This window comes from Marinobacterium iners, from assembly GCF_017310015.1.
GTDB lineage: Bacteria > Pseudomonadota > Gammaproteobacteria > Pseudomonadales > Balneatricaceae > Marinobacterium > Marinobacterium iners.
The window spans coordinates 1,923,347-1,937,025 of the sequence record NZ_CP022297.1 but is presented as its reverse complement, the minus strand read 5'-3'; the positions used below and the strand labels follow the sequence as shown (position 1 = coordinate 1,937,025).

The following is a 13,679-nucleotide window of genomic DNA, read 5'->3' as shown; positions in this document are numbered from 1 at the left end:
CCGCGGCTACCCCTTCACTCAATAGGCAAAGTGATCCCACAGGTTCCGGCTGGAAGTCTGAGGGTGCCATGGAGGGGATGGACGTCGAATTGGTCCTGAGAAACAGCGATCTGAAAAAGCGGGTGCATTCTAGCACGTTTGTTTCAAATTATAAGTGCGCGTTCAGGAAAATTTATGCAACGCAGCAATCTCAAAATATTTTCAATACTGTATGACTAGCCCTCAGGCAAAGCGCCCTCTGTTTGGACTACAATGGCGCTCTCTCAAAGGTTATTGCAATGGATGTACACGTGAACAACAAAAATCTGCACACACAGCTCAGCCAGTCACTGAACCAGCGTATCCTGATGCTTGATGGCGGCATGGGCACCATGATCCAGGAGCGCAAGCTGTCTGAGGCGGATTACCGTGGCGAACGCTTTGCCGACTGGCACCTTGACGTTAAGGGTAACAACGACCTTCTGGTGCTGACTCAGCCGGATTTCATTCGCGACATCCATATCGCCTACCTTGAGGCAGGCGCGGACATTATCGAAACCAACACCTTCAACGCCACTCGCATCGCCATGGCGGACTACGAGATGGAGGTGTTGACCCGCGAAATCAACGTGGCTGCTGCCCGCCTGGCACGAGAGGCGGCTGACAGGATAACAGCCCAAACTCCTGACCGCCCTCGCTATGTAGCCGGGGTGCTGGGTCCGACTAACCGTACAGCGACCATTTCACCGGATGTAAACGATCCAGGTTATCGCAATGTGACCTTTGATGAGCTGGTAGAGGCCTACACCGAGTCCATCGACGGTTTGCTTGAAGGTGGCATCGACATCATTCTGATCGAAACCATTTTTGACACCCTAAACGCCAAAGCGGCGATCTATGCCATTGAACACTACTTTGAGCAGCATGATATTCGCCTGCCGGTGATGATTTCCGGCACCATCACCGATGCCTCCGGGCGTACGCTTTCCGGCCAGACCACCGAAGCCTTCTGGAACTCGGTACGTCACGCCCGCCCGATCAGTATTGGGCTCAACTGCGCTTTGGGGCCGAAAGAGCTGCGCCAGTATGTGGAAGAGCTGTCTCGGGTAGCCGACACCTTCGTATCCGTGCATCCCAATGCAGGCCTGCCCAATGCCTTCGGCGAGTATGACGAAACGCCCGAACAGATGGCAGACGAAATCCGCGAGTGGGCACAATCCGGTTTTGTGAATATCGTTGGTGGCTGCTGCGGTACTACGCCGGAACATATCCGCGTCATTCGCGAAGCACTGCTGGATCAGGCGCCACGGAAAATTCCTGAACTGGCTGTCGAGTGTCGCCTGTCCGGTCTGGAGCCGATGAATATTGGTGCCGATACCCTGTTCATCAATGTGGGTGAGCGCACCAATGTCACCGGCTCGGCCAAGTTCCGTCGCCTGATTAAGGAGGGTGACTACGAAACAGCACTTGAAGTGGCCCGCCAGCAGGTGGAAAACGGTGCCCAGATCATCGACATCAACATGGATGAAGGGATGCTGGATGCCGAAGCCGCGATGAACCGCTTCCTGAACCTGACCACCTCTGAGCCTGACATCTCACGGGTGCCTATCATGCTTGACTCCTCCAAGTGGCATGTGATGGAGGAAGGGCTCAAGCGCATTCAGGGCAAGGGTGTGGTCAACTCGATCAGCCTCAAGGAAGGCGAAGAGAACTTCATCGCACAGGCGCGCAAGATTCGTCAGTACGGTGCCGCTGTAGTGGTCATGGCGTTTGATGAATCCGGTCAGGCTGATACCTACAAGCGCAAAATCGAAATCTGTGAGCGTTCCTACCGTGTGCTGGTGGACAAGGTGGGGTTCCCGCCGGAAGATATCATCTTTGACCCCAATATCTTCGCCATTGCCACCGGGATCGAAGAACACGACAACTACGCCAACGATTTCATCAATGCGACTGGCTGGATCAAGCAGCACCTGCCCTACGCCAAGGTGTCCGGTGGTGTGTCCAACGTTTCCTTCTCGTTTCGCGGCAACGACAAGGTGCGTGAAGCGATTCACTGTGTCTTCCTGTACCACGCCATTAAAAACGGCATGGATATGGGTATCGTTAATGCCGGCCAGCTGGCGATCTATGATGACCTGCCGGAAGATCTGCGCGAGCATGTTGAAGACATCGTTCTGAACCGACGCGCAGACGGCACCGAGCGGATGCTTGAGCTGGCGGAGAAATACCGGGGCGGCGCCTCCGAATCATCGGTCAAACAGGATCTTGAGTGGCGCAGCTGGGAGGTCAACAAACGGCTTGCCCACGCACTGGTCAAAGGTATTGCTGACTATGTCGAAGAGGATGTGGAAGAGTGTCGCCACCTCTATGAACGCCCGCTGCAGGTAATTGAAGGTCCGCTGATGGATGGCATGGGCATCGTGGGCGACCTTTTCGGTGCCGGCAAAATGTTCCTGCCCCAGGTGGTCAAGTCCGCTCGCGTGATGAAAAAGGCTGTTGCCTACCTTATGCCTTTCATAGAAGAGGAAAAGGCTGACAATGCCAGCAGCTCCGCCGGCAAGGTGATCATGGCCACCGTGAAAGGTGACGTTCATGACATAGGCAAGAATATCGTTGGTGTCGTTCTGCAGTGCAATAACTTCGAAATCGTTGACTTGGGTGTAATGGTACCTTCGGAAAAAATTCTGCAGGCCGCCCGTGAACACAACGCCGATATTATTGGCCTCTCCGGTTTGATCACCCCGTCTCTGGACGAAATGGTACATGTGGCAAAAGAGATGCAGCGCCAGGGCTTTACCATTCCGTTGATGATTGGCGGTGCCACTACCTCCAAGGCGCATACGGCGGTGAAGATTGAACCCAACTACAAGAACAATCAGGTCGTGCATGTTACCAACGCTTCGCGCTCTGTTGGTGTTGCTTCATCGCTGCTGTCTGAGACAAAAAGAATCAATTTCATCAAAGAGATACAGGATGAATATCAGGCAGTACGCGAACGTCACGCAGCGCGCCAGAATGATCAGCGCCGAGTAACACTGGAAGCCGCCCGTGCCAACCGCCAACCGATCGACTGGAGCAGTTACGCTCCGGTTGCACCGGCCAAGCCCGGCATTCATGTGTTTGAAGACTATGACCTGGAAGAGCTGAGCCAGTACATCGACTGGACGCCTTTCTTCCAGTCATGGGAACTGGCTGGGCGCTTCCCGCGCATTCTTGATGACGAGATTGTAGGTGAAGAGGCACGCAAGCTGTATGAAGATGCCAAACGGATGCTGCGCGATATCATCGACAACAAAAAGCTGCGCGCCCGTGGCGTTATCGGCCTGTTCCCCGCCAACAGCCGCAACGCGGATGACATCGAAATCTATACCGATGATACGCGGGACCAGGTTCGCATGCGCGTGCACCACCTTCGTCAGCAGACGCAAAAAGTCGAGGGACGCTACAACCATTGTTTGGGTGACTATGTTGCTCCCCATGACTCGGGTGTTGACGACTACATCGGCGCATTTGCGGTCACGGCCGGCATCGGTATCGATAAAATGATCGCCGAGTTTGAAGCTGATCACGATGACTATAACAGCATCATGGTCAAGGCCCTTGCTGACCGCTTGGCTGAAGCTTTTGCCGAGTGCATGCACAAGCGTGTTCGCACCGAGTTTTGGGGCTATGCCGCGGATGAAAACCTCGACAATGATGCACTGATTCGTGAGCAGTATCAGGGTATCCGCCCCGCTCCGGGCTACCCGGCCTGCCCTGACCATACTGAAAAGGCTCTGCTATGGGAGCTGCTGGATGTGGAGCATAACGCAGGCATGACGTTGACCGACAGTTTTGCCATGCTGCCGACCGCAGCGGTCAGCGGCTGGTATTTCAGCCATCCTGATGCGCGATACTTCGGCGTTGCCAAAGTTGGTGAAGACCAGGTCGAAAGCTATGCCAAGCGCAAGGGGATGAGCATGGATGAGGCCGAACGTTGGCTGGCACCCAATCTGGGCTATGAGCCGGAACAGAGCTGACCCCTCGTTTCGCACTAACCTGACAGGCTTTCCGGCCGGGCCTGTCAGGTTGTTGGTTTGCTACATTCAATCACGCCTTTTTATCATCTCAGGCCCATTCTTTAGCCCTAAGTCGATAGTGCCCGGGTATCAAAAAGCCCCTTCAGCCTTTATAATTTGTAGCCGATTTACAAGCGCCAGGCTCATTCATACAGCGCAGGGTGATTATCCATCGCCCGAACGAGCCCTTGGCAATCCAGCCATAAATCATTTCGGGGAAAAACATGCCTACAAAATCAAAAATCATCTATACCCTAACTGATGAAGCTCCGGCACTGGCGACCGCTTCGCTGCTGCCGATTATTCGCACCTTCGCTTCTTCTGCCGATATTGAAGTTGATCTGAGCGATATCTCCCTGGCTGCCCGTATTCTTGCTGCCTTCCCCGAGCGCCTCACCGAAGAGCAGCGCGTCGAAGATGGTCTCGCTTTCCTCGGCGATCTGGCCAAAGACCCTGATGCCAACATCATCAAACTGCCGAATATCAGTGCTTCCGTTCCCCAGCTGCGTGCCGCCATCAAAGAGCTGCAGGAGCAGGGCTACGACGTGCCTGAGTACATTGAGAACGCGCAGACCGACGAAGAACAAGAAGCCAAATCCCGTTACGCCGGCATTCTCGGCAGCGCTGTAAACCCAGTTCTGCGTCAGGGCAACTCTGACCGTCGTGCGCCGGCTGCGGTCAAGGCTTTCGCTCGCAAGCACCCGCATTCAATGGGCAAATGGAGCAAGTCTTCACGCTCCCACGCGGATTACATGCGTGGCGGTGACTTCTTCTCCAGCGAACAGTCGGTCACCATGCCTGAGGCAACCGATGTACGCATCGAGTTTGTTCCCAATGGCGGTCAGCCGGTCCTGAAAAAAGAACTCAGCCTGGAAAAAGGCGAAGTTCTGGACAGCATGTTCATGAGTGCCAAGGCGCTGGACGCTTTCTTCGAAGACACACTTCAGGACTGTAAAGAAGCAGGTGTCATGTGGTCCCTGCACGTCAAGGCGACCATGATGAAGGTATCTCACCCGATCGTGTTCGGCCATGCGGTACGTGTGTTCTACCGTGAAGTATTCGACAAGTATGGTGAGCTGTTCGAGCAACTGGGTGTTAACCCGAACAACGGCATGAGCAGCGTCTACGAGAAGATCAAGTCTCTGCCCCAGTCCACTCAGGACGAAATCGAAGAAGCGATCCATGCCTGCTACGAACACCGCCCGGAAATGGCGATGGTTGATTCCGTTAAAGGTATCACCAACCTGCACATCCCGAGCGACGTAATCGTTGATGCGTCCATGCCGGCCATGATCCGCAACTCCGGCCAAATGTGGGGCCGCGATGGCAAGCAGAAAGACACCAAGGCTGTTATGCCTGAGTCTACTTATGCGCGCATCTACCAGGAAATGATCAACTTCTGTAAAACCAACGGCGCGTTCGATCCCACTACCATGGGCAGCGTACCGAACGTGGGATTGATGGCGATGAAAGCCGAAGAGTACGGCTCTCACGACAAGACTTTTGAGATCCAGGCTGATGGTACCATGCGCGTCGTGAAGGCTGACGGCACTGTCCTGATGCAGCACGAAGTGGAAAAAGGCGACATCTGGCGCGCCTGCCAGACCAAGGACGCGGCGATCCGTGACTGGGTCAAGCTGGCGGTCAACCGTTCACGTCAGTCCGATACTCCGGCCATCTTCTGGCTGGACCAGGAACGTGCGCACGATCTGGAGCTGACCAAAAAAGTCAAAGAGTACCTGAAAGAGCACGACACAGAAGGTCTCGACATCTCCATCATGTCCTACAACGAAGCGATCCGTGTTTCCATGGAACGTCTGATTCGCGGTCTGGACACTATCTCTGTGACCGGTAACGTTCTGCGCGACTACCTGACCGACCTGTTCCCGATCATGGAACTGGGTACATCTGCGAAGATGCTGTCCATCGTGCCGATGCTGGCTGGCGGCGGCATGTACGAAACCGGTGCCGGCGGTTCTGCACCGAAACATGTTCAGCAGGTCATGCAGGAAAACCACCTGCGTTGGGATTCACTGGGTGAGTTCCTGGCACTGGGCGTTTCTCTGGAAGAGCTGGGCATCAAGAAAGGCAATGTCCGTGCGAAGGTACTGGCAACCGCACTCGATAAAGCAACCGAGCGTCTGCTGGAAAACGGTAAGTCACCTTCACGCAAAGCTGGCGAGCTGGATAACCGTGGCAGCCATTTCTACCTGGCCCTGTACTGGGCACAGGAAGTGGCTGCTCAGGCTGAGGATGCTGATCTTGCAGCCGAATTCAAGCCGCTGGCTGATGCGCTGACTCAGAACGAGCAGACCATCGTGGACGAGCTGAATGCGGTACAGGGCAAGCCTGCCGAACTGGATGGTTACTACCACGCAAATCTCGATACCGTGTTCAAGGTGATGTGCCCAAGCGCTACCTTCAACAAGATCCTGGATGACTTCAAGAAGTAATCATTGATGATCTAAAAAGAAAAAACCCGGGCTTGCCCGGGTTTTTTATGCCTGTCTGGAAGGATCTCGGCAGCCATACCTGAGCTGCCGAGACCTGCCGATCAGATCTCAATCCGCTCCCAGTCGCCTGCCAGAGAATCTGCAGCCTTGTGACTGGTCACAACAGCCATGCTCGCCTTTTCGGGCGAGAGCCAGGTCGATGCCACGCGCTTGAGGTCATCAAGCGTGATCGACAGAATCCGCTGGCGGAAGGCCTGACGCACCTCTGGCGTGCGGCCGAACAGGCTGCTGTGGTAGGTCGATTTGGCTTCTCCGGCTGGGGAGCCGGGCTTATCCATGGAGCTGACTACACCCAGAATCGCCTCCTGTAGTCGCTGCGGATCCCCCTCAGAGGTGGCCAACCACTGCAGCGCCTGATCGAAGTCGTCCAGCGTTCCCTCTATGCGCGGATCGCGATAGGAAAAGAAGCGGAAGATAGCATCGCCATTGTCCTGCCCGGCGCCTGCCCCATAGGCCCCACCCTTCTCTCGGATGGCACGGTGAAGGTAACCGTTACGCAAATAGTCACCCAGTACGGTCAGTGCTGCTGCGTCCGGGTGGCCTGTTGGTACTGTCGGGTAGGCCTTGGCACAGAAACTGACCTGGGTACTGGTTAGCCATAGCTGCTGAACCGCCGAGCGGGTTTCGGGCAGTGACAGAGCAACAAAATCACCTCGACTGTCAGCCTGACCTATCCAGAACTGCTCAAGCTGCTGACGCAGACTGTCACGATGCTCCTCTTCACCGACCAGCAGGAAGCGACGAGGCGCCGACCGAATACGCTCATGCAGCGCCGTCAGTTCAGCTGACAGAGCCGTCAGCATATTCTCCTCTGCCAGACTTTTGTCCAGCTGTTTGACAAAGCGTACGCCGGCAAGGCCACGGGTCTGGTGTGACAGTCGGGCTACCGGGCTGAAACCGGCCCCTGCGGCCATCATCGCCAGGCTGTGGCCTGATCCGGTAATGCTCTGCTCACGGCGTGCACGCTGTTGCGCCACAATTTCACGGATGCGGGCAGTTTCATCAAAACGCGCATCAGCAAGCGTTTCGGCCATCAGCGCGGTCAGTTTTTCACTGTTAACGCTAAGGGCCTTGCCGGACATCACCAGGTAGGCGCTGACCTGTTGTTCGTCATCGACGCTGCCTCGCAGGCTTGTGTAAGCATGCAGTCCACCGGTCACTTGGCTCTGGTAGGCCTGATTGGCGCGATAGTCGCGATCACCACAGCCGAGCTCTGTCAGGCAGTAGGTGTACAGAGGCATAAGGGATTGTTCACGCTCACTCAGTTCAGGCAGGTCAAGAATCACCTGCTGGTAAACCAGACCGTTGGTACCGGCACCAAACCAGGTCGTTTTAAGCGGATCGGTGGCCAGTTCAGTGGCAGTCGGCAGGTTAAGCTCAGCCGGGACGTCCTCAAGGGTGACACAGGGCAGAATGCTGTCATCATCAACCTGCTGTTGGCGTGCTTCAAGCGCCTGAGAACGATCAATAATATCTTGTTTATCGCTTTCGCTCAGGCCCGCCTTGATCTGTTCCAACCGTGCCGCTTCAGCTGCATCACGACGGGCAGCCAGTTCGGCATCCGGTCGCAGTGTCAGGCGCACACGGTGCGGATTGTCCAGCAGCCAGCGGCGTACCAGCCCAGGAATGAACGCTGGATCCTTGATCTGCTCGCGCAGCTTTTCCAGGGCGGGATCAATGTCCAGCACCCCAATCGGGTTGCCCCGGTGAATGGCCGCCGGCATGGCCGACAGAATTAGTTGCAGACCAAATGGGTAGCCGTCACCGGTAATTTCACGCTGACTCAGCTCCAGCTGATGAAGCTGGGCCTCAACCGTTTCCTGCGGTACGCCCTCTTCTGCAACCTTTTCAAGCGTATCGATCACCAGTTGCTCGAAGGCCGCCGCCTTTTCAGGCTCGCTGCCTTCAAGGCCACACATAAAGCTCATCTCGCGGTTGGAGTCTTCAAGTCCACACAGCGGTGAAGGGGCGCTGCCCAGATCGGTCGACTCAAGTGCTGCCCGTAATGGTGAGCTGGAGTTGTCCAGCAACACCCGACTGAGCAGGTGGGCCTGCATCAGCTGATCAAGCTCAATCGAACGCGGCAGCAGCCAGCCTATGACATGATGGGTAGATGCTGTCAGGTCGTCCTGTTCGAGCGCATACGCCTCTTCAACTCTCAAAGGGGCGAAATAACGCTTCTCGTTGTCTACGCTCAATGTCTCATCACGGCGTTCAAAGCGGGACAGAGCCTGCTCTTCAAAGCGCTGCTGCAGCTCTTCAACCGGCAGGTTGCCAAAGGTCATGAAGACTGCGTTGCTGGGATGGTAATGACTGCGGTAGAACTCCAGCAGTTCTTCGTAACTGAGATCCGGAATACAGTCCGGCTCACCACCGCTGTTGTAATGATAGGTGGTGGTGGGAAACAGGTAGCGTGTCAGCGTTTGCCACAGCGTGGAAACCGGTGAGCTCATTGCCCCCTTCATCTCGTTGTATACCACCCCCTTGTACACCAGTGAGGAGTCAGGGTTGGCTGCTTCGCTGAACTCGACACGATGTCCTTCCTGAGCAAAATCCAGTGGATCAAGTCGTGAAAAGAAGGTGGCATCCAGATACACATCCAGCAGATTGAAGAAATCCTTCCGGTTCTGGCTGGCAAAGGGATAAGCCGTCCAGTCACTGCTGGTGAAAGCATTCATGAACGTATTAAGCGAGCGCCGGGTCATCATGAAGAAGGGGTCGCGAACCGGATAGCGTTCACTGCCACAGAGTGCGGTGTGCTCCAGAATGTGTGCCACACCGGTAGAGTCTTCCGGCATGGTTCTGAACGCAACCAGAAATACATTCTCATCATGCTCTGACGCAATGTGATAATGCAGCGCCCCAGTTGTAATGTGCTCATACTCCGCCACTTCAATATTGAGTGACTCAATCGCCTTGTGTTGTAGAAAGCGGAACCCGGGATGACAGATTTCAGTATGCATAGAGTGCCTTGTGTCGGAATTCATGTCGTATTTACCTCATTGTAACCATTCCGGATCATCATTGCAGTTCAACCTGACTGGCCTGTTTGTTGCGCTGCCGCATGACGCTTGTCGGAACGGCAGTAGTGCTGGAAAAGAACAGACGATTCGTTCCCAATCCCAGTCTATACAGGCGATTTTGGCTGATCGAAAATATTATTGTGCAATGCACAAAACGGGCTTGACACTCTGCTTCAGGATCACTAAAGTGAACTCATTGTTGCAATGCACAAAAACGCAGCGAATGCTGCAAACGTCATTGAAGAGGTGACTTACTATGTACGAGAACATGAAAGACAAAATGAAGCCGGTCATGGATATGGCTGAAATCAACAAAAAGACCACCGAGAAGCTGATTGCTCTGCAGTCTGCCTACGTGTCTGAATTTGTTAACGCCAGCCTGAACCAGATGAAGACCCTGTCTGAGTCGCGCGATCCCAAGGCTGCACTGGAGCTTCAGGTCAAGTATCTGAAAGAGATCGAAGCAAAACTGACAGACGTGGCCGAGAAAGAGATGGCTGCTCTGGTTGAAGCCAAGGAAGAACTTACCGGTCTGGTTGAGAAAAGCGTTGCCGAAATCGGTGACCTGAAGGACGTTCCCTTCATGGCTGAACTGCAGAAGTTCATGAAACCGATGGACATGGCTGCCAAAAGCAGCAAGTAAATCGGTGGTTGGGGTTGTGCGTTTGCACAATCCCCGACCTGCTGGCTGCGCTTGATTGACTCATCCGTGGCATGTATTCAGCACTGCTGCTGTCTGCTAAAAGATACTGAATTTCGTCGATCTGGCAGCAGATTAACGCAAATCAAAAAGAATTCACTTTGTTGGCTGCAGGTTTGACAGAGTGAGAATTGAATGTCTATCATGCATTTTTTGCACCGCAGCAAAAACGCTGAAGTCGGTTCTTTGCACTGTTATTAAAGGTAAGTGACTATGTACGACAACATGTTGAAAGAGATGCAGGACAAAATGAAGCCCGTTACCGAGCTGGCTGAAATCAACAAAAAAGCTGTTGAGAAAATTTTTGCTCTGCAGTCCGGCTACTTTGCCGATTGCGTTAATGCCAGCCTGGCTCAGGTTAAGGCACTGGCTGAAGTGAAAGAGCCGAAGCAGGCACTGGAGCTTCAGATGGACTTCATCAAGCAGCAGGAAGCGAAGTGGACCGAAGTTGCCGAACAGGAGCTGGCCACGCTGAATGAAGTGCGTGAAGAAGTATCCAGCCTGTTCGAGCAGAGCCTGAGCTCACTGAGCGAAATGCCCTACTTCGACCTGACCAAACTCGATCTACCCAAGTTCGACATGAACCAGTTTGATATGACCAAGTTCGATATCAGCAACTTCATGCCGAAAACTGAAGCCGAAAAGCCGGCAGCCAAGCCTGCTGCTCGCAAGGCCGCTTCAGCAGCCAGCGCCTCTGCTGCATCCTGATACCGCCTCTTCGCTGTATATGAAATGACCGCCCAAGGGCGGTCATTTTTGTTTCTGTACCGAGCGCCTATCTGGCCAGATCGGGCAGCTCTCCTCTGAGCCCCATCGCAAACTCCATTACCCGGTTACGTGCCGGCGGCAAGTGCCCTGCCAGCCCCAAGCCCGCATTCCGAAGCAGTTTGAGCGGCCCAATATCATTGCTGAATATGCGATAGAATCCGTCCATGACTTGCATCATCAGCAGGTTGTGGCGGCGGCGCTGTTTCTCGAAACGCTCAAGCACACTGAGATCACTGATGGATTCGCCACATTGATGCGCTGCAAGCAGCGTTTGTGCCAGTGCAGCTGCATCCAGCAGACCAATATTGACGCCCTGCCCGGCCAGCGGATGAATCATATGGGCAGCGTCCCCGACCAGCACAACCCCTTCATGGCAATATTGCTGAGCATGCTGACGTCGCAGCGGGAAACTGCTGCGCCCCTGTATCTCGGTGATATGGCCCAACTCGCTCGGAAATACAGCATGCAATTGCTGCAGGAACTGTTCTTCAGGCAAGGCCAGAAGGCGTTTGACCTCGTTTGGCGTGTTGTACCACACGAGTGAAGCGTTGTGTCCACTCAACGGCAAGAAGGCCAGCGGCCCGGTCGGGGTAAACTGCTGCCAGGTGATATCCTCCTGGCCATAGGCGGTCGTAACACCGGCGACCAAGGCATGCTGTTCGTAATCCCACTTGGTCACACCGATACCGGCTGCCTGGCGTACCTTTGAGTCTCCGCCATCCGCTGCCACAACCAAACGACCTACCAACTCGTGGCCATCCTCCAGTTGCACCAGTGTTGCACCGGGAACATAGTCAATCCGCGTTGTAGGAGCTGGCGAAATCAGATCGATATTGTCAAATGCTTTCAGGCGCTCCAGCAGCGCAATCTGGATCAGGCGGTTCTCAACGATATGACCAAGGTGGTCGTAGCCTATAGCAGTGGCATCAAACTCGGTGGCTGCGGCAGTTGAGCTTTTCTCCCACACTTTCATGCGTCGGTAGGGGCAGCTGCGTCGGTCCTTTATTCCACCCCAGACGCCGATATTCTGAAGGAAGCGTTCGGAGGCAATACTCAAGGCGGACACGCGCAGATCGTGGGGCTGGGAAGGCTCGAAGCCGGCAGGTAGTTGACGCTCCAGCACGGCTACCGACAGACCGGAGCCGCCCAGCGCGCAGGCCAGTGCGGACCCCACCATACCACCACCGACAATCAGAACATCGTATCGGGTTTTCATCAGCATGCTCCTTCAAATCGCAATGCAGGCCAGTATACCCCAAGCCCCGAATGGTCGCTTGCGTCAGATCAAACCGTGTCTATTGTGCGCAAGGAAACAAAAAGCCCCGCAGTTGCGGGGCTTTAGGGTGGCGCGTAGCAGAGTCACAGTTCGGTAATACCGCCCATGTAAGGCTGCAGCACTTCGGGTACGCGAACAGAGCCACTTTCGGTCTGGTAGTTTTCCAGTACAGCGACCAGTGTTCGGCCAACAGCAAGGCCGGAACCGTTCAGCGTATGTACCAGCTCCGGTTTGCCGGTTTCCGGGTTACGCCAACGTGCCATCATGCGACGCGCCTGGAAGTCACCCATGTTGGAACAGGAAGAGATCTCGCGGAACTTGCCCTGCCCCGGTAGCCAAACCTCGATATCGTAGGTCTTGGCGGCACTGAAACCGAGGTCGCCGCCACAGAGGGCGACAACCCGGTAGGGCAGATTCAGTTTCTGCAGAATGGCCTCAGCGTGCCCGGTGAGAGCCTCAAGGGCATCCCAGGATTTTGCCGGCTCGACCACATGTACCAGCTCAACCTTGTCAAACTGATGCTGGCGGATCATGCCACGAGTGTCACGACCAGAAGCGCCTGCCTCGGAACGGAAACAGGGTGTGTGGCAGGTGTACTGCAGTGGCAGCTGGGCCGCGTCGATGATCTCGTCACGCACCGTATTGGTAACCGGGACCTCAGCGGTGGGAATCAGGTAGTAGTTTCGATCACCCAGCGGTGTGCGGAACAGGTCTTCTTCAAACTTGGGTAGCTGGCCGGTTCCGAGCAGTGAGTCGGCATTGACCAGATACGGCACATAGATTTCGGTGTAGCCGTGCTCGGCAATATGGGTGTCGAGCATGAATTGGGTCAGGGCGCGGTGCAGGCGGGCAATCTTGCCTTTCATTACAGCAAAACGAGAGCCTGTTATTTTGGCGGCAGTTTCAAAGTCCAGCTCGTTGTTTTTTTCTCCCAGCGCAACATGGTCCTGAGGCTCAAAACTGAACTCTGCCGGAGTGCCCCAGCGGCGGACTTCGACGTTGTCCTCTTCATCGGCTCCGGCAGGCACTGATTCATGCGGAACGTTGGGAACACCCAGCAACAATGCATCAAGTGTAGCCTGCACCTGATTCAGGCGCTGTTTGGCATCGTCGAGTTGCTGGCCCAGGCTCTGCACTTCATCCAGCAGGGGCTGGATGTCTTCGCCGGAGGCTTTCGCCTTGCCGATGCTCTTGGAGCGAGTGTTGCGCTCATTCTGCAGCGCTTCGGTTTCGGTTTGGATAGCTTTGCGCTGATTGTCCAGCTCGATAAAGCGCTCAACCGGGAATTCAAACCCTTTCTTTTTCAGCAGCTCAGCGACTGCTTCAGGGTTGGCGCGTACAAATTTAGGATCCAGCATG

7 protein-coding genes are annotated in these 13,679 nt (G+C 55.0%); 4 read left to right on the top strand and 3 right to left on the bottom strand.

The window, feature by feature from the left end; genetic code table 11:
- Window positions 1-278: 278 nt before the first annotated feature.
- Together metH and CFI10_RS09220 are read left to right on the top strand one after the other, a co-directional pair.
- Window positions 279-4,001, top strand: a complete 3,723-nt coding sequence (metH, locus tag CFI10_RS09225; protein WP_206841576.1) for a methionine synthase — start codon at window positions 279-281, stop codon at window positions 3,999-4,001.
- 263 nt (window positions 4,002-4,264) lie between these two features.
- On the top strand, window positions 4,265-6,493 hold the full coding sequence (locus tag CFI10_RS09220; protein WP_206841574.1) for an NADP-dependent isocitrate dehydrogenase: 2,229 nt from the start codon (window positions 4,265-4,267) through the stop codon (window positions 6,491-6,493).
- 101 nt (window positions 6,494-6,594) lie between these two features.
- Here the strand turns inward: CFI10_RS09220 and CFI10_RS09215 are convergent, their stop codons facing one another.
- On the bottom strand, window positions 6,595-9,516 hold the full coding sequence (locus tag CFI10_RS09215) for an insulinase family protein (RefSeq protein WP_206841571.1): 2,922 nt from the start codon (window positions 9,514-9,516) through the stop codon (window positions 6,595-6,597).
- 316 nt (window positions 9,517-9,832) lie between these two features.
- Here CFI10_RS09215 and CFI10_RS09210 point away from each other — a divergent pair, with 316 nt between their 5' ends.
- Together CFI10_RS09210 and CFI10_RS09205 are read left to right on the top strand one after the other, a co-directional pair.
- The gene (locus tag CFI10_RS09210) at window positions 9,833-10,219 is read left to right on the top strand and encodes a phasin family protein (protein ID WP_091824119.1); all 387 of its coding nucleotides are present in this window, start codon (window positions 9,833-9,835) and stop codon (window positions 10,217-10,219) included.
- 270 nt (window positions 10,220-10,489) lie between these two features.
- Window positions 10,490-10,984, top strand: a complete 495-nt coding sequence (locus tag CFI10_RS09205; protein ID WP_206841568.1) for a phasin family protein — start codon at window positions 10,490-10,492, stop codon at window positions 10,982-10,984.
- Window positions 10,985-11,051: 67 nt separating this feature from the next.
- Here the strand turns inward: CFI10_RS09205 and CFI10_RS09200 are convergent, their stop codons facing one another.
- Together CFI10_RS09200 and serS are read right to left on the bottom strand one after the other, a co-directional pair.
- Window positions 11,052-12,260 carry a UbiH/UbiF/VisC/COQ6 family ubiquinone biosynthesis hydroxylase gene (locus CFI10_RS09200; RefSeq protein WP_206841566.1) on the bottom strand — a complete coding sequence of 403 codons (1,209 nt, stop codon included), beginning with the start codon at window positions 12,258-12,260 and terminating at the stop codon, window positions 11,052-11,054.
- A 143-nt stretch (window positions 12,261-12,403) separates the two neighbouring features.
- On the bottom strand, window positions 12,404-13,678 hold the full coding sequence (serS, locus tag CFI10_RS09195) for a serine--tRNA ligase (RefSeq protein WP_206841563.1): 1,275 nt from the start codon (window positions 13,676-13,678) through the stop codon (window positions 12,404-12,406).
- Between the last annotated feature and the right edge of the window lies 1 nt (window position 13,679).